At 39.8% G+C, this 22,392-nt stretch carries 24 protein-coding genes; 16 read left to right on the forward strand and 8 right to left on the reverse strand.

Going from position 1 to position 22,392, the window contains the following annotated elements; all coding sequences use genetic code 11:
* Nucleotides 1-2 precede the first annotated feature (2 nt).
* The 4 genes from dtd to rpsT all read right to left on the reverse strand — a co-directional run bounded on the left by dtd (nt 3) and on the right by rpsT (nt 2,403).
* Nucleotides 3-437 (reverse strand): D-aminoacyl-tRNA deacylase, encoded by a 435-nt coding sequence (gene dtd, locus IPMB12_RS02985; protein ID WP_166914813.1) that lies wholly within the window; start codon nt 435-437, stop codon nt 3-5.
* A complete protein-coding gene (locus IPMB12_RS02990) occupies nt 434-1,288 on the reverse strand; it encodes a virulence factor BrkB family protein (protein WP_208293534.1) in 855 nt (284 codons plus the stop codon). The genes dtd and IPMB12_RS02990 overlap by 4 nt, the downstream gene beginning before the upstream one ends.
* 24 nt (nt 1,289-1,312) lie before the next feature.
* Nucleotides 1,313-1,969, reverse strand: a complete 657-nt coding sequence (locus IPMB12_RS02995; protein WP_166914815.1) for an SPOR domain-containing protein — start codon at nt 1,967-1,969, stop codon at nt 1,313-1,315.
* A 170-nt stretch (nt 1,970-2,139) separates the two neighbouring features.
* Nucleotides 2,140-2,403 (reverse strand): 30S ribosomal protein S20, encoded by a 264-nt coding sequence (gene rpsT / locus IPMB12_RS03000; RefSeq protein ID WP_166914817.1) that lies wholly within the window; start codon nt 2,401-2,403, stop codon nt 2,140-2,142.
* Nucleotides 2,404-2,688: 285 nt separating this feature from the next.
* Here rpsT and pgk point away from each other — a divergent pair, with 285 nt between their 5' ends.
* Together pgk and fbaA are read left to right on the forward strand one after the other, a co-directional pair.
* The gene (pgk, locus tag IPMB12_RS03005; protein WP_166914819.1) at nt 2,689-3,852 is read left to right on the forward strand and encodes a phosphoglycerate kinase; all 1,164 of its coding nucleotides are present in this window, start codon (nt 2,689-2,691) and stop codon (nt 3,850-3,852) included.
* 66 nt (nt 3,853-3,918) lie between these two features.
* Nucleotides 3,919-4,995: a class II fructose-bisphosphate aldolase gene (gene fbaA / locus IPMB12_RS03010; protein WP_166914821.1), complete on the forward strand. Its 1,077-nt coding sequence runs from the start codon at nt 3,919-3,921 to the stop codon at nt 4,993-4,995.
* A gap of 70 nt (nt 4,996-5,065) precedes the next feature.
* Here the strand turns inward: fbaA and smrB are convergent, their stop codons facing one another.
* Nucleotides 5,066-5,593: an endonuclease SmrB gene (gene smrB, locus IPMB12_RS03015; protein WP_166914824.1), complete on the reverse strand. Its 528-nt coding sequence runs from the start codon at nt 5,591-5,593 to the stop codon at nt 5,066-5,068.
* Between the two features lie 6 nt (nt 5,594-5,599).
* Nucleotides 5,600-6,238, reverse strand: coding sequence for an endonuclease III (nth, locus tag IPMB12_RS03020; protein ID WP_166914827.1), 639 nt, complete (start codon nt 6,236-6,238; stop codon nt 5,600-5,602).
* A gap of 204 nt (nt 6,239-6,442) precedes the next feature.
* Between nth and putP the strand changes: the two genes are divergently transcribed.
* The 11 genes from putP (at nt 6,443) to adk (ending at nt 17,697) form a co-directional block, all read left to right on the forward strand.
* A complete protein-coding gene (gene putP, locus IPMB12_RS03025; RefSeq protein ID WP_208293535.1) occupies nt 6,443-7,927 on the forward strand; it encodes a sodium/proline symporter PutP in 1,485 nt (494 codons plus the stop codon).
* Nucleotides 7,928-7,957: 30 nt separating this feature from the next.
* Nucleotides 7,958-9,229 carry a tyrosine--tRNA ligase gene (gene tyrS, locus IPMB12_RS03030; RefSeq protein WP_166914829.1) on the forward strand — a complete coding sequence of 424 codons (1,272 nt, stop codon included), beginning with the start codon at nt 7,958-7,960 and terminating at the stop codon, nt 9,227-9,229.
* 24 nt (nt 9,230-9,253) lie between these two features.
* Nucleotides 9,254-10,120, forward strand: coding sequence for a pyridoxal kinase PdxY (gene pdxY / locus IPMB12_RS03035; protein ID WP_166914831.1), 867 nt, complete (start codon nt 9,254-9,256; stop codon nt 10,118-10,120).
* Nucleotides 10,121-10,162: 42 nt separating this feature from the next.
* Nucleotides 10,163-10,627, forward strand: coding sequence for a helix-turn-helix domain-containing protein (locus IPMB12_RS03040; RefSeq protein ID WP_166914833.1), 465 nt, complete (start codon nt 10,163-10,165; stop codon nt 10,625-10,627).
* A 194-nt stretch (nt 10,628-10,821) separates the two neighbouring features.
* Nucleotides 10,822-11,931 carry a flavodoxin-dependent (E)-4-hydroxy-3-methylbut-2-enyl-diphosphate synthase gene (gene ispG, locus IPMB12_RS03045; RefSeq protein ID WP_166914835.1) on the forward strand — a complete coding sequence of 370 codons (1,110 nt, stop codon included), beginning with the start codon at nt 10,822-10,824 and terminating at the stop codon, nt 11,929-11,931.
* Nucleotides 11,932-11,942: 11 nt separating this feature from the next.
* On the forward strand, nt 11,943-13,253 hold the full coding sequence (hisS, locus tag IPMB12_RS03050; protein WP_166917674.1) for a histidine--tRNA ligase: 1,311 nt from the start codon (nt 11,943-11,945) through the stop codon (nt 13,251-13,253).
* A gap of 11 nt (nt 13,254-13,264) precedes the next feature.
* Nucleotides 13,265-14,035 (forward strand): YfgM family protein, encoded by a 771-nt coding sequence (locus IPMB12_RS03055; protein WP_166914837.1) that lies wholly within the window; start codon nt 13,265-13,267, stop codon nt 14,033-14,035.
* Between the two features lie 81 nt (nt 14,036-14,116).
* On the forward strand, nt 14,117-15,295 hold the full coding sequence (bamB, locus tag IPMB12_RS03060; RefSeq protein WP_166914838.1) for an outer membrane protein assembly factor BamB: 1,179 nt from the start codon (nt 14,117-14,119) through the stop codon (nt 15,293-15,295).
* Between the two features lie 18 nt (nt 15,296-15,313).
* A complete protein-coding gene (gene der / locus IPMB12_RS03065) occupies nt 15,314-16,789 on the forward strand; it encodes a ribosome biogenesis GTPase Der (protein ID WP_166914840.1) in 1,476 nt (491 codons plus the stop codon).
* A gap of 3 nt (nt 16,790-16,792) precedes the next feature.
* The gene (locus tag IPMB12_RS03070) at nt 16,793-17,032 is read left to right on the forward strand and encodes a YfgJ family double zinc ribbon protein (RefSeq protein ID WP_166914842.1); all 240 of its coding nucleotides are present in this window, start codon (nt 16,793-16,795) and stop codon (nt 17,030-17,032) included.
* Between the two features lie 20 nt (nt 17,033-17,052).
* Nucleotides 17,053-17,697 carry an adenylate kinase gene (adk, locus tag IPMB12_RS03075; RefSeq protein ID WP_166914844.1) on the forward strand — a complete coding sequence of 215 codons (645 nt, stop codon included), beginning with the start codon at nt 17,053-17,055 and terminating at the stop codon, nt 17,695-17,697.
* 57 nt (nt 17,698-17,754) lie between these two features.
* On the opposite strand, the gene grpE is transcribed toward adk, so the two are convergent.
* Nucleotides 17,755-18,342 (reverse strand): nucleotide exchange factor GrpE, encoded by a 588-nt coding sequence (gene grpE / locus IPMB12_RS03080; RefSeq protein ID WP_166914847.1) that lies wholly within the window; start codon nt 18,340-18,342, stop codon nt 17,755-17,757.
* A 201-nt stretch (nt 18,343-18,543) separates the two neighbouring features.
* Between grpE and nadK the strand changes: the two genes are divergently transcribed.
* From nadK to bamE, 3 genes are all read left to right on the forward strand, one after another.
* Nucleotides 18,544-19,428 (forward strand): NAD(+) kinase, encoded by an 885-nt coding sequence (gene nadK / locus IPMB12_RS03085; protein ID WP_166914849.1) that lies wholly within the window; start codon nt 18,544-18,546, stop codon nt 19,426-19,428.
* Nucleotides 19,429-19,492: 64 nt separating this feature from the next.
* Nucleotides 19,493-21,154 carry a DNA repair protein RecN gene (gene recN, locus IPMB12_RS03090; RefSeq protein ID WP_166914851.1) on the forward strand — a complete coding sequence of 554 codons (1,662 nt, stop codon included), beginning with the start codon at nt 19,493-19,495 and terminating at the stop codon, nt 21,152-21,154.
* Between the two features lie 323 nt (nt 21,155-21,477).
* Nucleotides 21,478-21,846, forward strand: a complete 369-nt coding sequence (gene bamE, locus IPMB12_RS03095; protein ID WP_166914853.1) for an outer membrane protein assembly factor BamE — start codon at nt 21,478-21,480, stop codon at nt 21,844-21,846.
* Nucleotides 21,847-21,913: 67 nt separating this feature from the next.
* On the opposite strand, the gene IPMB12_RS03100 is transcribed toward bamE, so the two are convergent.
* A complete protein-coding gene (locus tag IPMB12_RS03100) occupies nt 21,914-22,315 on the reverse strand; it encodes a GFA family protein (protein WP_166914855.1) in 402 nt (133 codons plus the stop codon).
* Between the last annotated feature and the right edge of the window lie 77 nt (nt 22,316-22,392).

The following is a 22,392-nucleotide window of genomic DNA, read 5'->3' on the forward strand; positions in this document are numbered from 1 at the left end:
GGTTAAACTTGTAGCCAGAAAGTAACTGGGCCATCATTCGTTAGCTGTACTTTCATATCAGCAGCGAATTGTCCAGTTTCAGTATGGATTGTCTTTTGGCATTCTGAGATAAAGAACTCGTACATCCGTTGTGCTTCTTCCGGTTTTGCGCCTTTGGTAAAACTTGGGCGCATACCTTTTTGGGTATCGGCAGCCAGAGTAAATTGTGATACGACGAGGAGATTGCCTCCTGCTTGTTGAACATTTAAATTCATTTTACCATCAGCATCACTAAATATACGGTAGCCGAGTACTCTCTCGCACAGGCGAATCGCTTTTTGTTCATTATCACCTTGTTCAACACCAAGTAACACTAATAAACCATTTTGAATCTGTCCAACGATCTGATTATCAATGGTGACACTGGCTTGAGTGACGCGTTGAATTAAAGCGATCATTCAGGTTTACTCAATTTTAGTTGTTTACGGTATTCTGTCAGAGTAGCTGAAAATTCAGCACCAAACAGTACGATACACCATGAAAAGTAAATCCAGACCAGAAGGATTGGAATCGAAGCAAGCACACCATAAATCAATTGGTAAGTTGGAAATGACGTTACATAAAGAGTAAAGGCACGTTTGCCCAGTTCAAACAGTGCTGCTGCAACAATTGCACCAATGAGGGATTCTTTCATTGGGATTGGTTCTGTTGGTACTATGCAATATAGCAACCAGAAACCAAGAACCGAGATCATAAACTGCAGAAGTTTTAATAACCCAATAGAAGACACAGTCTCAGACAACCATGTCATAGAAAATATGTAGGAGCTTACTGCAATACTGGCCCCAATTAAAATTGGCCCAAGTGTCAGTACCGTCCAATAAATGGCTAAATTATAGAAAATAGAACGCTTGCGCTGAGTTTTCCAGATAAGGTTTAGTGCATTATCAATTGAGCGGATCAAAAGTAATGAGGTTACCATCAGACCACAGATACCAAAGACTGTCATTTTATTAGAGTTAGCTATGAATTGTTCCAGATATTGCTGGATAGTTTCCCCGGCTGTTGGGACCAAATTACTATAAATGAAATCTTTAAAGACCACACTTACATCAGAGAACATTGGAAAAGCGGCAAGAAGAAAGAAGATAACTGTAATTAATGGCACCAGAGCTAAAATAGTTGTATAAGCAAGTCCGGCTGCTGTTGTAGTCAGCCTGTCTGAATCAATTCTCTTGATTAATAACGAGATAAAAGTCCGACTCGTATGATTAATATGTTTTAACTTTGGGTTACTTGGTCTCATCATAGTGATCGCTATGTTAAGGGGGAACTACTTCCCTGTAAGAATACAGCTGGTTATCCCATTATTTTTTAAAGTGACTAAAGTGCTTTCTGCCTGAGTTTTAGTTGAAAAAGGTCCAACAACAACACGATGTAAAGAAGTAGATTTGACTTCACTTTCCACACCAGACATGGCAATTTTTGCTCTAAATGATTCAGCATTAGATTTTTCTTTAAATGCACCACATTGCAATAACCAACTACTCTGAGATGTAGCAGCCGGAGGAGCGACAACTGTTGGAGTTGTCTGTTGCTGAGCTGTCGTTCCTGCTGTAGTTGTTCTTTCATTCATGAAGCTATCTAAAATCTGTTGACGTTCTTGTTGAGTCGCTTGTGTGTTAGTCCCTGTATTAGGTGTAGTACCAACAACTGCAGGTGGATTTGTGGTACCTGAATCAGGATTTTCTAACTCTTTAAGATAAGTCCAGCGCTCTTGTGGTTTTTCCGGTAAGACAGATTCAGGCCGTTGAGTTGGCTGCTGAGGTGGAGTTTCTGGTCTGCTTGGTTTATTAGTCGAAACGATATATAGAATTGCAATGAATACAATGACCAGGATAATCGCAATGATCATCATTAGGGTAGGTATAACACGTGAACTATTTTTTTTTGTTTTTGCTTTCTTTTTTACATAATCACGTTGAGCCACAACTAATCTCTCTCTGTACTGAATAATGTCTAATTTATCTATGTTACTGAAGTCACTTTGCTTTTACCAGCCCTTCAGGATAGAAATTTTACCATAGATAATTTATCATAAATAATAAAAAAAAGCGGCTAATAAATAACCGCTTTTTATCATTTATTAAATTAAACCGATTAAGCTAATGCGCTAATTTGTTTAGCCAGGTTTGATTTATGACGTGCAGCTTTGTTTTTATGAATCAGGCCACGAGCGGCTTGACGGTCAACAATTTCTTGCATGTCTTTAAATGTAGTTAACGCAGTTTCTTTATCACCAGCGGCAACAGCTGCATATACTTTTTTGATATAAGTGCGCATCATGGAGCGACGGCTAGCATTATGCTTACGACGCTTCTCCGATTGGACTGCACGTTTCTTAGCTGATTTAATGTTAGCCAAGGTCAACTCCCAAATAATTTATTAATGACGATTTAAGGCGGGCAAATATGCCTTATTTCCCTTATTTTGTCAATGAGTTTATATAAAAACGACTCTATTTTATATCCGATTGGGTAATAATATAGAACACCGTAGAAATTTGTTTGCTAATTCTACCCATATATTTAGGGAAATTCAAACAGGAAATTTCAATCTTATTCTTCTTATTAACATTAACCCGTAAATTTTTTTGTGGTAGAATGGGGGAATCATATATTTAAATTTTACATTAATAGAGGATGTACCATGGCAATCATTAAAATGACTGATCTTGACCTTAAAGGTAAGCGTTTATTTATTCGTTCTGATCTTAATGTTCCAGTTAAAAATGGAAAAGTAACGTCAGATGCCCGTATTCGAGCTTCTTTGCCAACTATTGAACTGGCGATTAAGCAAGGCGCTAAAGTAATGGTCACTTCACATATTGGTCGTCCTACAGAGGGTGAATACAATCCTGAATATTCTTTACAACCTGTTGTTGATTATCTAAAAGAGCATGTAAGCTTCCCTGTGCGTTTAGTTAAAGATTATTTAGATGGTGTAGATGTTAAAGAAGGTGAATTAGTTGTACTTGAAAACGTTCGTTTTAATAAAGGCGAAGGTAAAGACGACGAAGTATTATCTAAACAATATGCAGCATTATGTGATATCTATGTAATGGATGCATTTGGTACTGCTCACCGTGCGCAGGCTTCTACTCATGGTGCAGGTAAATTTGCTCCGGTAGCGTGTGCTGGTCCACTACTTGCTGATGAACTTGAAGCGTTAGGTAAAGCATTAGATAATCCAGCCCGTCCAATGGTGGCGATCGTTGGTGGTTCTAAAGTATCGACTAAACTTACTGTGCTTGATTCATTATCAAAAATTGCTGACCAACTTGTTGTTGGTGGTGGTATTGCTAATACATTTATTGCAGCTGCGGGTAATAATGTCGGTAAATCATTATACGAAGCTGACCTTATTCCTGAAGCTAAACGTTTAATGACAACCTGTCATATCCCAGTTCCTACTGATGTACGCGTTGCAACTGAGTTCAGTGAAACTGCGCCAGCAACCTTAAAATCTGTAAAAGACGTGAAAGATAACGAACAAATTCTTGATTTAGGTGATGAATCAGCACAAGTTCTGGTTGATATCATTAAAAATGCAAAAACTATTCTTTGGAATGGTCCGGTTGGTGTGTTTGAGTTCCCTAACTTCCGTCGTGGTACTGAAATGGTATCTAAAGCGATTGCTGAAAGTGCAGGATTCTCTATTGCTGGTGGTGGTGACACTCTGGCGGCTATCGACTTATTTGGTATTGAAGATAAAGTATCTTATATCTCGACCGGTGGTGGTGCATTCCTTGAGTTTGTTGAGGGAAAAGTTCTTCCTGCTGTCGCAATGCTTGAAGCTCGAGCGAAGGCATAATCTCTTTACAAAAGGATAAGCTCGTCTTATCCTTTTTGTTTTTATTTAGATCAATAGGTGTAAATCATGACAAAGATCTTTGATGTTGTAAAACCAGGTGTAATCACAGGTGATGATGTTCAGAAAGTATTCCAAATCGCCAGAGAAAACAACTTTGCTCTACCGGCAGTTAACTGTGTAAATACTGATACAATCAATGCAGTAATGGAAGCAGCGGCAAAAGTACGCTCACCTGTTATTGTGCAGTTCTCTAATGGTGGTGCACAGTTTATGGCAGGTAAAGGCCTTAAATTAGAAGGTCAGGAAGGTGCGGTAATTGGTGCAATTGCTGGTGCTCATCACGTTCATTTACTTGCTGAAAAATATGGCATTCCGGTATTACTACATACTGACCATTGTGCGAAAAAACTATTACCATGGATCGATGGTTTACTCACTGCGGGTGAAGCTCACTTTGCTAAAACAGGTAAACCATTATTCTCTTCTCATATGATCGATCTGTCAGAAGAATCATTAAAAGAAAATATTGATATCTGCTGCCAATATTTAGCGCGTATGAAAGCAATCGGTATGACTCTTGAACTTGAACTTGGTTGTACTGGTGGTGAAGAAGATGGTGTTGATAATAGCCATATGGATAGCTCAGCACTTTATACTCAGCCAGAAGATGTTGCTTATGCATATGAAAAATTAACTGCTATTAGTCCTCGTTTCACTATCGCAGCTTCTTTTGGTAACGTTCATGGTGTTTATAAACCAGGTAACGTTCAATTAACACCAAAAATCTTAGATAACTCTCAAAAATATGTTTCTGAGAAATTCGGTTTACCAGCCAAATCATTAAACTTCGTTTTCCATGGTGGTTCAGGCTCAACACCAGAAGAAATTGCTGAAGCAGTTAGCTACGGTGTAGTTAAAATGAACATCGATACAGATACCCAATGGGCAAACTGGGAAGGTGTTTTAAATTACTACAAACAAAACGAAGCATATTTACAAGGTCAATTAGGTAATCCATCAGGTCCTGATGCTCCGAATAAAAAATACTACGATCCTCGTGTTTGGTTACGTGCAGGTGAAGCTGCATTAATCGCTCGTTTAGAACTTGCGTTTAAAGAACTAAATGCTGTTGACGTGCTATAATATTTATTGAAATAAGTAAATAAAAAACCGCTTCATTAGAAGCGGTTTTTCTTTATAGAGTAAAAATAACTTACATATCCTGATCGACTAGTAATAGTAAAGCCGCAGTGCCACCAAATTCTTTTGGCGCCTGATGAAAACAGAGTACATTTGGATGTTGTGCCAGCCACATTGGCGTCTGTTTTTTTAGAATATTTTTACCATGTCCATACATAATGCAGGCACAATAAACATGTTCCTGACGACAGGCGATAATAAGTGCTGCAATTTCTTGTTTGGCTTCTGCCTGAGTGAGTCCATGTAAATCTAAAAAGAGATCCGGAACATAAACTCCACGGCGTAGTTTTTTTACTTCGTAAGGATCTGCCCCTTCTCTGGTGTAACGAATAGGATCTTCTTGTAACAACGGTTGAAACTCATCAGAAAAATAAAATGCTGAATCACTCTGTTGCTGTTGAAATTTCTGTTGTTCAACCACGGCTTTAATTGGTTTAACCGGTTTATGTACAACAGTATCCTGTTTGATTTTTTTCGTTTTACCTAAAGAAGTTTTAAACAGGGCTAAATCTTCTTCTGAGATTTTAAACTTATCATTCATTATTGATTACTCTGGATACACTTTCTCTTTAAATTCACATAAATCTTCGATCACGCAGGCACCACAACGCGGTTTACGCGCGATACAGGTATAACGTCCGTGTAAAATCAGCCAGTGATGGCAATTGAGTTTAAATTCATCGGGTACGACTTGTAAGAGTTTGTCTTCCACCTGCTCAACCGTTTTGCCGGGAGCAAAATTGGTGCGGTTACATACTCTAAAAATATGTGTATCAACTGCAATCGTAGGCCAGCCAAAAGCGGTATTTAAGATAACGTTAGCCGTTTTACGCCCAACGCCTGGTAGCGCAACCAGAGCAGCAAAATCTTCCGGTACCTGACTATTATGACGCTCAATTAGAATCTGACACGTTTTAATAATATTTTCGGCTTTACCATTATAAAGCCCAATAGTACGAATGTACTCTTTTAGCTTATCTGTTCCCAGTGCAAAAATTGCCTCAGGTGTATTGGCTACTGCATATAATGGTCTGGTAGCTTTATTGACACTAACGTCTGTTGCCTGTGCGGATAGAATAACTGCAATGAGTAGTTCAAACGGGGTCTTGTAAACAAGCTCTGTAGTAGGGTCGGCAATATGAGCTTGCAAGCGTTTCAGGATTTCAATACGTTTTGATTTATTCACGATTTTTATCTATATCTAATGACATTACCGGATAACAGTATAACAAATTATAAGGGAGTTCAAATTTTTCACTGATATTTAGGAGGATAAAATCAATTGAGTATTGAAAATAGTGTGTTTTGAGTACTGTTTACATAAAACTTTTTATGTTATCCTCTTCTGTTTCGCCCATTTATCAAAATAACAAGATTAAAGAGGAAGAACATGAGCTGGTCTATGTTGATCACATTTATCGTCTATATTAGCGGTATGCTCATTATTGGTTTGTTTGCATTTAGAGCTACAACGAACTTTGGTGATTATATTTTAGGTGGCAGACGTATCGGTAGTTTTGTAACAGCGCTTTCTGCCGGTGCATCTGATATGAGCGGTTGGTTGTTAATGGGACTCCCGGGCGCTATTTTCTTATCTGGAATCTCCCAAAGCTGGATTGCTATTGGCTTAGTTATTGGAGCTTACCTTAACTGGCTACTTATTGCCGGACGCCTGCGTGTTTTTACCGAAGTTAATCACAATGCACTGACTTTGCCGGATTATTTTACTCGACGTTTTAATGATAACAGTCGCTTACTGCGTTTATTATCTGCCGTTGTTATTCTCATCTTCTTCACTATTTATTGTGCATCCGGTATTGTTGCTGGCGCTAAGTTATTTGAAAGTACCTTTGGTATGAGTTACGGCTGGGCAATGTTGGCAGGAGCTGGTGCAACGATTGCTTATACGTTAATTGGTGGTTTCTTAGCTGTCAGTTGGACTGATACTATTCAGGCTAGCCTGATGATGTTTGCACTGATTCTGACACCAATTATGGTGATTGTTAGCTCTGGTGGATTTGATATCGCGATGGCGGATATTGCGGCTAAAAGTCCTGAATATCTCAATATGTTTAAAGGACTAGATTTTATTGCTATTATTTCCTTACTGGGCTGGGGGCTGGGTTATTTTGGGCAGCCACATATTCTGGCACGTTTTATGGCAGCAGATTCTCACGCGGTAATGAAAAATGCCCGTCGTATTAGTATGACCTGGATGGTTTTATGTTTGGCAGGAGCTATCGCTGTTGGTTTCTTTGGTATTGCTTACTTCTCTGGTCATCCCGAGTCCATGTATTTAATTGATGACGGTAAACATGAGCGTATCTTTATTGAATTATCAAAATTATTGTTTAATCCATGGATGGCAGGTATTTTATTGGCGGCTATTCTGGCTGCTGTCATGAGTACGCTCAGTTGTCAGCTACTAGTGAGTGCCAGTGCTATTACAGAAGATCTTTATCGGGCTTTTTTCCGTCCTAAAGCAACTCAAAAAGAGTTGGTCTGGGTAGGACGTGCGATGGTTCTTGTGGTTTCTATCATTGCGATGTTACTGGCGATTAATCCAGATAATAGCGTATTACAACTAGTCAGTCATGCATGGGCAGGATTTGGTGCTGCATTTGGCCCAGTAGTAATATTTTCTGTCTTCTGGTCAAGAATGACACGTAATGGTGCTTTAGTCGGTATGATCGTTGGTGCTGTTACTGTTTTGGTGTGGATCGTATATAACTGGTTTAACTTATATTCTTTAATCCCAGGATTTATTTTTGCCTCAATAGCAATTGTTATCGTTAGTGTCTTGGATCAAAAGCCATCTAGTGATATTGTAGAGCACTTTAGTCGGGCAAATCGCCTTTTCCATAATAAAATTTAACCATTTAAAGAGAGACAGATAGGTATTACTATGACAATCAATGTGATCAAGCAATTACAGGAAAGAGGTCTTATTGCTCAGTTAACTGACGAAGAGGCACTTATTGAACGTTTAGAGCAAGGTCCGATCTCATTGTATTGTGGCTTTGATCCAACAGCAGACAGCTTACATTTAGGCCATTTAGTACCACTTCTTTGTTTAAAACGTTTTCAGTTAGCGGGTAACCAACCCATTGCGTTAGTCGGTGGTGCTACAGGTTTAATTGGCGACCCAAGTTTTAAGGCAACAGAACGTAAACTCAATACTCAAGATACTGTTAATGATTGGGTTCACAAAATTAAGGCGCAAGTCTCTCCATTTTTAGATTTCAATTGTGGTGCTAACTCAGCGATTGTTGTGAACAACTATGACTGGTTTGGTGACATGAGTGTACTGAGCTTCTTACGTGATATCGGTAAATACTTTTCTGTTAATGCGATGATTAGTAAAGAAGCGGTAAAACAACGTATTAATCGTGATGATGTCGGGATCTCTTATACAGAATTTTCTTATAACTTATTACAAGCTTATGACTTTGCGAGCTTAAATAAACAGCATAATGTTGAATTACAAATTGGTGGTTCAGATCAGTGGGGGAATATTACCTCTGGTATTGATTTAACTCGTCGTTTCCATCAAAAACAAGTTTATGGTTTAACTGTTCCGTTGATTACTAAATCTGATGGTACCAAATTTGGTAAAACAGAAGGTGGTGCGGTCTGGCTTGATCCTAAGAAAACCAGTCCTTATAAATTCTACCAGTTCTGGATCAATACTGCAGATGCTGACGTTTATCGCTTCCTTAAATTCTTCACCTTTATGTCTCTTGAAGAGATTAATACACTGGAAGAAGAAGACAAAAACAGTGGTGTAGCACCTCGTGCACAGTACGTGCTGGCAGAACAAGTGACGGGCCTTGTTCATGGTGAAGCCGGTCTTATTGCAGCTAAACGTATCACTCAAAGCTTATTCTCTGGTCATTTAGATGAGCTTACCGAAGAAGACTTCACTCAACTGGCTCAGGACGGTATGCCGGCGATTGAACTTGAGATCGGTGCAGATTTACAACAAGCTCTGGTCAATGCAGAACTAGCGCCTTCTCGTGGTCAGGCCAGAACATTAATCGAATCTAATGCGATTTCAATTAATGGTAATAAACAATCTTCAGCAGAATATAAATTTGTTGATAGTGATCGCTTATTTAATCGTTATAGCTTGTTACGTCGTGGTAAAAAGCATTATAGTTTAATCATCTGGAAATAATTTAAACTTATAGGCGGTATTTATATGAAAAACATTCTTTCTATTCAGTCTCACGTAGTATTTGGTCACGCAGGTAATGGTGCCGCAGAATTCCCGATGAGACGACTGGGAGTTAATGTTTGGCCGTTAAATACCGTACAATTTTCTAACCACACACAGTACCGTCAATGGAAGGGTTCTGTGATGCCGGCCACACATTTAGTCGATATTGCTGATGGAATTGCAGATATTGATGAACTAAAACGCTGTGACGCTGTCTTAAGTGGATATATGGGATCACCTGAGCAGGGTAATGCCATTATTGAAATTGTGAAAAAAGTTAAAAAAGTAAGTCCAAACGCAATATATTTTTGTGATCCAGTAATGGGACATCCTGAAAAGGGATGCTTTGTGGCACCGGGGGTAGCTGAGTTCTTATGTAATGTCGCTCTACCTATGAGTGATATGATGGCACCAAACCTGCTAGAGCTTGAAGAGCTAAACGGTAAACAGCGTATTAATAACGTTGATGAAGCCATTCTGGCTTGTCGGGAACTCTGTAAAAGAGGCCCAAAAGTGATTTTGGTGAAGCATTTAAGCCGGGCAGGTTATCAAAACGATCGTTTTGAGATGTTACTTGTTACAAAAAATGAAGCGTGGCATATTCACCGCCCTCTGGTTGATTTTGGTGTACGACAACCGGTTGGTGTTGGTGATATGACCAGCGGATTATTTTTAGCTAATCAGTTACTGGGTAAATCACTGGTTGAGTCTTTTGAACATACCACATCTGCCGTTTATGCTGTGATGCTTGAAACCTTACAACGTGATGAATATGAATTACAACTAGTCGCAGCACAAGACGAAATTGCTAAACCAACTCAATGGTTTAGCGCTAAAAGAATTGATTAATTAGAGTAGCGTACTCACTCTTTATTTGAGGTTAAGTAACCAATGGACGAAACAACAGGTAATGAACAACAAGTAGTGACATTAGGTGAAAGGTTAGTACAATTAAGAAAACAAGCGAATTTAAGTCAGGATGAGATAGCTAGTCGATTACATATTCGTAAAGCGATGATCGCTGATATCGAAGAGGATAAAGAGATCAATATTCCAACCGTTTTTATTCGTGGATATATTAAAGCTTATGCTAAAGCAGTGAATCTGCCAGATGATGAACTAAAAGGCTATCTTGGCGAAGTACCCACTCACGTTACCGCTCCGATGCGTAATTTTTCTAATAAAGAACAAAGAAAGCGTTCCAGCAAGCGTTTACTGGTAATTAGTTCCATCATTTTAATCATTATTTTAGGTGTGACCGGATTCTTTATCTGGCAGGAGTATCGCAGAGAAGGAAGCGATATAACCCGTTATGCCCCATCGGCTATTTTACAGATGGAATCTGTTGAATCATAACTCATTGATTTTATTGAAGTTATTTTTATTGTAAGTTTCTGATTAACAATAAGATATCTTATTTGTGAGTCAGAAACTTAAGCAATTTAATTTAATAAAATCACGATATTCTTTCTCGCCTTCTACAGACATTTCCCCTAAACCTTGCTAAGATGGGCAGCTAATTTTTATTTGAGATCCATGACAGGCATTTTATGAGTAACAAAGACCCCATCATTAAGCGTCGACAATCAACAAGAATCAATGTTGGTCACGTGCCTATTGGTGATGGTGCGCCTATTGCAGTGCAATCAATGACTAATACTCGCACAACAGATGTTGAAGCTACAGTTGCTCAGATAAAAGCACTGGAACGTGTTGGTGTTGATATTGTACGAGTTTCTGTACCAACAATGGACGCCGCAGAAGCATTTAAGCTTATCAAACAACAAGCAAAAGTTCCTTTAATTGCCGATATTCATTTTGATTACCGTATTGCTTTAAAAGTGGCTGAATATGGCGTGGATTGTCTGCGGATTAATCCGGGCAATATCGGTAACGAAGGGCGGATTCGTTCTGTTGTTGATTGTGCCAGAGATCGCAATATTCCTATCCGCATTGGTGTTAACTCAGGTTCGCTGGAAAAAGATATTCAGGAAAAATATGGGGAACCAACGCCACAAGCGATTGTCGAATCTGCATTACGTCATGTTGAAATCTTAGATCGCCTGAACTTTGATCAGTTTAAAGTCAGTGTCAAGGCATCAGACGTATTTACTGCGGTTGAGGCGTATCGCATACTGGCAAAACAGATTAAACAACCACTGCACCTTGGTATTACTGAGGCTGGCGGAGCCAGAAGCGGTGCAGTAAAATCAGCTATTGGTTTAGGATTACTGCTTTCAGAAGGTATCGGAGACACACTACGTGTCTCACTTGCCGCTGATCCGACAGAAGAAGTAAAAGTTGGTTTTGATATATTAAAATCACTGCGAATTCGTTCTCGCGGGATTAACTTTATTGCGTGTCCGACATGTTCAAGACAAGAGTTTGACGTGATAGGCACAGTGAATGAACTGGAACGTCGTTTAGAAGATATTATTACCCCAATGGATGTGTCTATTATCGGTTGTGTGGTGAATGGCCCGGGTGAAGCACTGGCTTCGACACTTGGTGTTGCCGGCGGTCATAACAAGAGCGGCTTTTATGAAGATGGGGTACGCCATGATCGCCTTGATAACGACAAAATGATAGAGCAGTTAGAAGAAAGAATTCGTGCTAAAGCAGCACTGTTAGCAAATCGTATTGAAACAAAAGAAATATAGTGAAAGAACCTATGACTGAGCAAAGTAAAGCGAAAAAAATTCAGGCTATTCGTGGCATGAATGATTTATTGCCTACAGAAAGTGCTGTCTGGCAACGTATTGAACAGATGTTAAAACAAGTTTTAGCCAGCTACGGCTATAACGAAATCCGTACTCCTATTGTTGAAGCAACGCCGCTTTTTAAACGCGCTGTGGGTGAAGTCACCGATATCGTTGAGAAAGAGATGTATACTTTCAACGACCGAAACGAAGAGAGTTTAACGCTTCGTCCGGAGCTGACAGCAGGCTGCGTGCGTGCCGGAATAGAGCACGGTTTATTATATAATCAGGAACAACGTCTTTGGTATATCGGACAGGCTTTCCGCTATGAGCGTCCACAAAAAGGACGTTACCGTCAGTTTAACCAGTTAGGTGTTGAAGTATTTGGATTGGATGGTCCGGATATTGACGCAGAACTCATTCTGTTAACCTCCCGCTTTTGGAAAGTGCTTGGCATTAGTGAACATGTGATGCTTGAACTGAACTCAATTGGCTCACTTGAAGCACGCGCTGATTACCGTAATGCATTGATTGCCTATTTAGAACAGCACAAAGACAAGCTGGATGAAGACTGTATTCGTCGTATGTACACTAATCCGCTACGCGTACTTGATTCAAAGAATCCGGATATTCAAACATTACTCAATGAAGCGCCAAAATTATTTGATTACTTAGATGCTGAGTCAAAAGCGCATTTTGATGGTTTATGTGCACTGCTCGATGCTGCGGGTATCAAATACCGTATTAATCAACGTTTAGTTCGTGGTCTGGATTACTACAATCGTACTGTATTTGAATGGGTAACTTCTAGCTTAGGTGCTCAGGGTACTGTGTGTGGTGGTGGCCGTTATGACGGACTTGTGGCACAACTTGGTGGTCAAAGTACACCAGGTGTTGGGTTTGCGATGGGAATGGAGCGTTTAGTTCTGTTGGTACAAACAGTCAATCCTGACTTTAAAGGCTCAAATGACATTGATATTTATATGATTTCGTCTGGTACCTTAGCAAGTGGTGTCAGTGTGTTATCCATAGCACAGAATATTGCTGAAATGCTGAGAGATGAATGCCCGGGTCTGCGTATTGTGACTAATTATGGTGGCGGTAACTTTAAGAAACAGTTTGGCCGTGCTGATAAGTTAGGCGCTAAAGTAGCTATCATTATTGGTGAAAATGAAGCTCAGGCAGATAAGGCAATGATTAAAGATTTACGCACAGGTGAGCAAACCGAAGTGGCAAAAAGCCAGATTGCTCAGTTATGTTTAACGATTTTAGAAAAAGAATAAGGAGATCTGACGTGAGTTATGATTCTACAGGAGAAGAACAACTATCTGAAGTTAAAGACTTTTTGAAAAAGTTCTGGAAATTGATTCTATTAGTACTTGTGATTGGCCTTGTGGCAATTTGGGGATGGCGCTACTGGCAGTCTCATCAAACAGGTAAATTAGAACAAGCATCTGATACTTATGAGAAATTAGTGTCGCGTTTAGATGCAACTCAACCAGATTCAGTTAAAGAGTTAGTCAGTTTTTCAAAAGAGACAAATAACGTTTATGGTGCTTTTTCTGCCATGAAAGCAGCTCAGTACTATGTAGAAATTTTGAAAGATTATGCTGGTGCTCAGGCACTACTTGAAGATGCGTTGAAAAAAACGGATGAAACTGCTATTCAGTCTATCATTAATGTTCGTATCGCTCGTTTACAATATCAACAAGGTCAGAATGAAGAGAGCCTAAAAACGCTTGATAAAGTGAAAGATGTAAGCTGGGCTGCTGTGGCAAATGATCTGCGTGGTGACGTGTTAGTCTCACTTGAGCGTTATTCTGATGCGTTAGCTGCTTATGGTTTAGCACTAAATTCTGAGCCAACATCTGAATTAGTGACTGCGATTAATACTAAGCTTAATCAGGTTGAATATTTAAAAGCAAAACAAGCGATTGATGATGAAGCGAAAGCCGCTGAAGCAGCAAAAGAAGCTGAACGTGTAGCTGCTGAACAAGCAAAACAGGCTGAGTTAGAAGCACAACAGGAACAACAAACTCAGCAAGAACCAGCACAAGCTGAATAAATATTTTTGTTCATTCAAGGTAGACTTGTCATGAACATAAGTGGCGAAAGCACTATTTTTAATATTGTAGGGACCTAAATAATGAGAATTAAACATCTGTTTTCTGGATTAGTAATGATCTCAATGGTTTCGCTGGTTAGTGGATGTTCACTATTTGGCGGTGAGGAAGATGTCATTGAAGTAGCTCCGGTACCACAAATTACCAATCAGTTTCAGGTAAAAGAAGTATGGCGTAATAGCTCAAGTGGTAGTGCTGGTGTGTATTCTTTACTTGGTCCGGTGCAATTTGAAAATAATGTCTATGTTGCCGGCCGTAATGGACAAGTTAAAGCTATTGATGCTGCAACCGGCAAAGCACTTTGGACAGCTGACGTATCAGAAAGCTCATTTTTCCGTAGTCAGTCAGCACTACTTTCTGGTGGTGTAAGTGTCGATAATCAACATGTTTATGTTGGCAGTGAGCGCGCAATGGTTTATGCACTTGATCGTCAAACGGGTAAAGTGGTTTGGCAGCAAAAAGTAAAAGGTGAAGTCCTTGCTCGCCCAATTTCTGGTGAGAATATGCTTGTCGTGCGTTCAGCTAATGGCTACTTACAAGCCTTAAATGTTGAAAGCGGTGAGCAAATCTGGGAAACCAAATTAGATATTCCAACGCTATCATTACGCGGTCAGTCAACACCGATTATTGCCTTTGGTGCTATTTTACTCGGTGATGATAATGGTCGTGTGAATGCCTACTTCTTAAAAGATGGACAGTTAATCTGGCAGCAACGTATCGCTCAGCCAAGTGGTTCAACAGAAATTGCGAAACTTAACGATGTGGATAGTACACCATTTGTGTTAAATGGTGTGGTGTATGCACTAGGTTATAACGGTAGTATGGCGGCACTTGATCTACGTTCAGGTCAAACGATCTGGCGACGTAATATTGGTTCAACCCATAGCTTTATTGTCGATAGTAATCGTATCTTACTGGTTGATCAAACTGATAACGTACAAGCCATTACACTTGATGGTGGTTCATCTATCTGGAAACAGTCAGAACTGTTAAATCGCCAGTTAACTGATCCTGTTTTATATAATGGTTATATTGTTGTGGGTGATTTTGAAGGTTATCTATACTGGATTGATGCATCTACTGGTGAGTTTGCTTATCAACAAAATGTGAGCAGCAGCGGCTTTATGTCAGCACCAATTGTCGTAGATAATAAATTAATTGTTCAGGTGCGTAACGGCGATGTTTACGCTTTTGAACGATAAGAAAGGATAAGAAACAGAATGATACCTGTTATTGCACTGGTAGGTCGCCCAAATGTTGGTAAATCAACATTATTTAATCGTTTAACGCGTACACGAGATGCGCTAGTGGCTGACTTTCCGGGATTAACTCGCGATCGTAAATACGGTAAGGCTGAAATTCAGGGACATGAGTATATTGTCATTGATACTGGCGGGATTGATGGCTCTGAAGAGGGTGTAGAAAACCATATGGCAGAGCAATCACTGGTAGCGATTGAAGAGGCTGATATTGTTCTGTTTATGGTTGATGCCAGAGCCGGTCTGATGCCTGCTGACGTGGGTATTGCAAAGCATCTGCGTGCCAGAGAAAAACCGACTTTTTTAGTTGCCAATAAAACGGATGGCCTTGATGCCAATTCAGTGATTGGTGAGTTTTATGAACTGGGCTTAGGTGATGTTTACCCAATAGCTGCCAGTCATGGTCGTGGCGTTACTACCTTGATTGAAGAAGTTCTTGCCCCAATCTTTGATCTTAGTGAAGATGAAGAAGATGACATTGATGAGTGGGACTTAGAAGAGGAACTACTGAATGAGGAAGAGCAGGAAGAAGCAGCTCAGGCTGAACATGAAGCCTTGATTAACCTGCCGATCAAAGTCGCGATCGTCGGGCGTCCGAATGTAGGTAAGTCAACACTGACTAATCGTATTCTAGGTGAAGAACGTGTTGTAGTATTTGATATGCCAGGCACAACGCGGGATAGTATTTATATTCCAATGGTTCGGGATGAACGTGAATATGTTTTGATCGATACAGCTGGAGTGCGTAAACGCGGTAAAATTACTGAAACTGTCGAAAAGTTCTCTGTGATTAAAACCCTGCAAGCGATTGAAGACGCTAACGTTGTATTGCTGGTGATTGATGCCAGAGAAGGCGTTTCGGATCAGGATTTATCACTACTTGGTTTTATTATCAATAGCGGACGTTCTTTAGTTATTGCAGTAAATAAGTGGGATGGTTTGTCGCAAGACGTTCGTGAACAGGTTAAAACAACGCTGGATGAGCGTTTAGACTTTGTCGATTTTGCACGTATTCATTTTATTTCTGCTCTGCATGGCAGTGGTGTGGGTAACTTATTTGAATCTATTCAGGAAGCGTATCACTGCGCTACGCAGCGTGTCGGAACATCGTTACTAACACGTATTATGCAAATGGCACAAGACGATCATCAGCCACCACTGGTGCGGGGGCGTCGTGTTAAACTGAAATATGCTCATGCAGGTGGTTATAATCCACCGATTGTGGTTATCCATGGTAATCAGGTAACAGATCTGCCTGATTCTTATAAACGTTATTTAATGAACTACTTCAGACGTTCGTTAAAAATTATGGGTACACCAATTCGTATTCAGTTTAAAGATGGTGAAAACCCATTTGAAGGTAGAAAAAACACGTTAACGGCTTCACAACAGCGTAAACGTCGTCGATTAATGCAACATGTCAGAGGACGTAAATAGCTTATGTCAGGTGAACAACAAGCAGGGCTTTGCCCTAATTGTCATCAGCAAATGAAAATGGTTAAAATAGACCAGTATCATTGTGAGAATTGTTTACAGGACTATTCTGAACGTATTCATTGTCCAACTTGTGGTGCGGATGCGCAGTGTATTCGTGGCTGTGGTGCGGTTAACTACTTATGCCCTAAAGATGGACTAATATCTAAAAGCAAGGTTAAATATTACTATTTACCAACCGAATAAAACACATTAAAGAGGTTATTATGCGTATTATTTTATTAGGTGCACCTGGCGCAGGTAAAGGCACCCAGGCTCAATTTATTATGAGCAAATATGGAATCCCTCAGATTTCTACGGGTGATATGTTACGTGCTGCTGTGAAAGCCGGTACAGCGCTTGGCCTACAGGCAAAAGCATTAATGGACGCAGGTAAACTCGTGACAGATGAGCTGGTCATTGCACTGGTAAAAGAGCGTATTTCTCAAAGCGATTGTCGTAACGGCTTTTTATTAGATGGCTTCCCACGTACAGTGCCACAAGCTGATGCGATGAAGGAAGCTGGTATTAATGTTGATTACGTGCTTGAATTTGACGTACCGGACGAAGTGATTATTGATCGTATGAGTGGTCGCCGTGTACATGCACCATCTGGTCGTGTGTATCATTTAAAATATAATCCACCAAAGAAAGAAGGTGTGGATGATGTGACTGGTGAAGAGTTGACTATTCGTAAGGATGATCAGGAAGAGATCGTACGTAAACGTTTAGTTGAATACCATCAGTTAACTAAACCACTGATTGGTTATTATCAAAATGAAGCAAAAGCGGGTAACACGAAGTACTTCAAAATTGAAGGAACAAAACCGGTTGCTGAAGTGACGCAAACACTGGAAAAAATCCTGGGTTAAACGTTTGGATAAAACAAAAGGCTGCAATTGCAGCCTTTTTTATTTCTGTCTGGTCAGTTATTTTGCGACAATAACCATTGCAGGTCTGATTAAGCGACCATTTAAGGTATAGCCTTTTTGAATCGCATTAATGATTTTACCTGACTGGTGCTCTGGTGATTCTACCATGCTGATAGCCTGATGCAGATCCGGGTTAAGTGTCTCGTTTTCTGCTTTAACTACTTCAACACCAAATTTTTTCACGGTATCAAGGAAAGATTTCAGCGTCAGTTCTAATCCTTCAATTGTTGCTTTGAGTTCAGGATTGTTTTTATCTGTCGCTTCCAGTGCGCGTTCAAGGTTATCGATCACTGGTAGTAGCTCAACTGAGAATTTTTCTAGCGCAAACTTATGGGCTTTTTCAACATCCTGTTCAACACGGCGACGAATGTTATCCACTTCTGCACGTGCGCGCATCATCGCTTCACTTTCATTCTTTTTAGCAGCTTGTAGCTCTTTTTCCAGAGTTTGAATTTGTTGTGCCTGTGCTTGCAGTTTTTGTTCTGGTGTTGGCTCAGTTTGTGCATTTTCTGCTGCAGCTTCTGTCTGAGGAGCAACATCCTTTTCTTCATTGCATTCAGGGGTATTGTTTTCTTGTTCTGTCATAATTACTCCAAACGGATCAAAAATTATTATTTAGTGATTTATTTCAGTATGATTATTATGGGGATTAAAAATAGTAATGCAACCCTGATAAAACGATGAGTATAAAAAATCAGCACGTCATTTTTATGCGTGTTGCCGGACTTAATGTTATACTACCTAACGTTTAGGTGAAGTAATCACTATGAGTAACAAGGAATAAGTATGAGTCAGAGTAGCACTTTTCAATGCATTGGGATTGTTGGTTTGCCTCGCTATGAAGAAGCATTAAATACGCACCATATGCTTTATGAATGGCTGGTATCACAAGGATATCGGGTTATTTTAGATGCTGACCTTGCTCAACACGTCAGTTTTCCGGTTAAAGAGTTTGGTTCTTTAGATGAAATTGGCGAGTTGGCTGATTTAGCAATTATCATCGGCGGTGATGGTAATATGCTGCGTGCTGCGCGTAGTTTGTCTCATCATGATATTAAGGTGATTGGTGTCAACCGTGGTAATTTAGGTTTTTTAACTGACATTAATCCGGAAGATGCGATTGTACAACTGGGTGAAGTGCTGGCAGGTGATTATCATGAAGATTCACGTTTCCTGCTCGATGTTGGTGTTTATGATCAGGGAGAGCTGGTCGCTTCCGGGATTGCGGTAAACGAAATTGTCCTGCATCCTTCTAAAGTTGCTCATATGATTGATTATGAAGCTTATATCGATGATCGTAGCGCTTTTTCTCAGCGTGCTGATGGACTCATTATTGCTACACCAACCGGTTCTACTGCTTACTCGCTGTCTGCCGGTGGTCCTATTATTGCCCCTCGTTTAGATGCTTTTATTATTACGCCGATGTTCCCGCATTCATTGTCTGTACGACCACTCGTGATTAAAAGTGATAATACGATTCGCCTGACCTTTCCAACCACTATTCATGCGCTGGAAGTTGCTTGTGACAGCCAAATTATGCTTGAGGTCAAGCCAACGGATGAAGTTGTGGTTAAGCGAACACCTTATGAATTTAATCTTATTCACTCAAAAGAGTACGATTATTTCCGTAATTTATCGACAAAACTTGGCTGGTCTAAGAAAATGTATTAGAACTGTATTTATTTACAGTGTTTTTATTGTTATAATCGCCAAAAATACCCTATAGGTCATTGATATGCTGACTCAATTAACTATTAATAATTTTGCGATTGTAGATAAATTGGCGATCGACTTCTCACGCGGCATGACGGCCATTACCGGTGAAACAGGTGCCGGTAAATCGATCGCTATCGATGCGCTTGGGCTATGCCTTGGTAATCGCTCCGATGCTTCCTCTATCCGTCATGGTACAGAACGTGTTGATATTTCTGCCCATTTTTTATTAGATGACACCCCAAGTGCGCTTGAATGGCTGAAAGAGAATCACCTGGATGATCACAATGAGTGTATTTTACGACGTGTTGTTAATCAGGATGGGCGTTCAAAAGCGTTTATTAATGGCTCAGCTGTCCCTGTTGCCCAACTGCGCGAACTGGGTCAAACATTGATCCAAATTCATGGACAACATGAACATCAATTATTAATTAAACCTGAACATCAGCAGACCTTGCTCAATCATTATATGGGTGAGTCTACACTCTTTAATGAGATGAAAGCACAATATAAACAGTGGAAAGAAGCGTGCCTGCAATTTGCTCAGTATGAAAAACAGCGCTCAGATCGTGATGCTCATCTGCAGCTCCTACAATATCAGCTAAAAGAACTCAATGAATTTGCGCCAATTGAGGGGGAATATGAACAGATTGATGAGGAATATAAACGCTTATCCAATAGTGAGCAGCTGATCAATCTTAGCCAGCAGACAACGATGATTTTATCTGAAAATGATGAATATAACGTATTGAATCTGCTGCACAGTGCCAAACATTCACTGCAAGAATTAATGGATATCGATACCAAATTAACCAGCGTCTATACCATGCTGGATGAAGCCGCCATTCAGGTGGCAGAAGCCAGTAATGAGCTACGCTACTATGCTGAAAATATGGAGATGGATCCTGCCCGTGCGTCTTATATTGAACAGCGCTTATCCAAACAAATTACACTGGCACGTAAGCATCACCTGCCGCCGGAGCAGTTACCTATTTTGCATCAGCAATTACAGGATGAATTTATTCAGCTGCAGCAGCAGGATGTGCAGGGCGAACAGCTAAAACTGGATATTGACCGTTTTCATCAACAAGCTATTAGTATCGCTCAGAAGTTGCATAAAAAGCGACAGGCTTATGCTAAAACCTTATCTGACCTGATTACTAAGAGTATGCATGACCTCTCTATGCCAAATGGTCAGTTTGTTATTCAGGTCAATTATGATGAGAATCATTTGGGTGATGATGGTGCTGATCAGGTGGTCTTTATGGTAACCACAAATCCGGGGCAACCATTACAACCCATTGCTAAAGTAGCATCAGGGGGTGAGCTTTCTCGTATTGCTTTAGCTATTCAGGTACTAACCGCACAAAAAATGGATACACCGGCGCTGATTTTTGATGAGATCGATGTCGGGATCAGTGGGCCGACAGCAGCTAAAGTGGGTAATTTACTGCGCCGGTTAGGTCAGTCAACACAGGTAATTACGGTAACACATTTACCGCAAGTTGCCGGTAATGCTCAGCATCATTTCTTTGTCTCAAAACAAAATGACGGTAAAGCAACAACAACAGATATGGTTGAACTGGATCAGGCTGGGCGGTTAGATGAACTGGCAAGACTACTTGGTGGTGATAAAATTACTGAGGCTACGCGAGCCAATGCCAGAGAGTTATTAGTTGAGTAATGATGGTCTTTTTGAATATAATCAATAGTTCATCATTAAAAACTTAAATAAAATCAAAAAGTTATTTTTTGTGCTAATTAATAATAAATTAGCTAACAGGGTATTGAAAGACAGAAGATCTCTGCATGAATATTCTTAAAAAGTGATGTGGAGTCAGCTAGTTAATGTCATTTAAAAGTTACTTGATAAAGCAAAGTAGACCTGATTCAAAAATAGTGATGTCAGTTTTTAATCAATAAACCTTAAAGGTTTACTGGCGTAGCAGGCAAATATCGGTAATAATATCCGCAGTCTTGATTGTGAAATAGAACGGATTAATTTCTATGAGTTTTAAGAAAAGCATTTTAGCAGCAATAACTGTCAGTGTCTTACTAAGTGGATGTTCATTTGTCGATCGCTGGGTTTATCGTCCTGATATCAATCAGGGTAACTACATTACCGCTGAAGACGCAGCAAAATTAAAAGTAGGGCAAACTAAAGAACAGGTTAAATTCATTCTGGGTAGTCCGATGCTGACGTCTGTTTTTGGTGATAATATTTGGTATTATGTCTTCCGTGAGCAGCCTCATCATGGCTATATCAGTCAGCTAACTTATACGTTAACCTTTGACGGACAAAACCGTTTAACTGATATTCAGACTTCTGAGATGGGTGACCAGTCTGATGCTCAGTCTGAAGGTGAAGACGATTAATTATTGATAACTATGTATTACAAAAAACCGCTAATTTTAGCGGTTTTTTATTATCAGTTACTTTTATTTATACTGGTGGTCTTTCCGGATATTGCGGAAAATCATCACAAATTTCATCCCAGCTGGCTTTAGAAGCAGTAAAAACATGTATTTTTTTAGCCGGATTAATTGGAGTATCAAGCAAGCCTACGCGTAAACGATAATGTGCTGGATCGTTATCTCTGGAAGAATAAAGTCTGCTACCACAACCCACACAGAAATGGCGATTCACTCCATTTACAGAATACTTTTTAACTAAATCCTTACCTTCAGTAATTGTGATATCAGCAGAGTTAATTACCGCTGAAGTATTAAAGGCGGAGCCAGATTCTTTACGACAACGAGAGCAATGACAAACAAAGAGAGTATCAATATCCTCTTGATTTAATTGATATTTAATTGAACCACATAAACAGCTACCTGTAAGCATCTTGATTTCCTTTTGGTAGTAAGTGTTCAGTTATCCTACTCCTGAACCAAGAAAATAGAAACTTGATATGTTAGAAT

It is taken from the genome of Zophobihabitans entericus, assembly GCF_011745665.1.
In the GTDB taxonomy this organism is placed as follows: domain Bacteria; phylum Pseudomonadota; class Gammaproteobacteria; order Enterobacterales; family Orbaceae; genus Zophobihabitans; species Zophobihabitans entericus.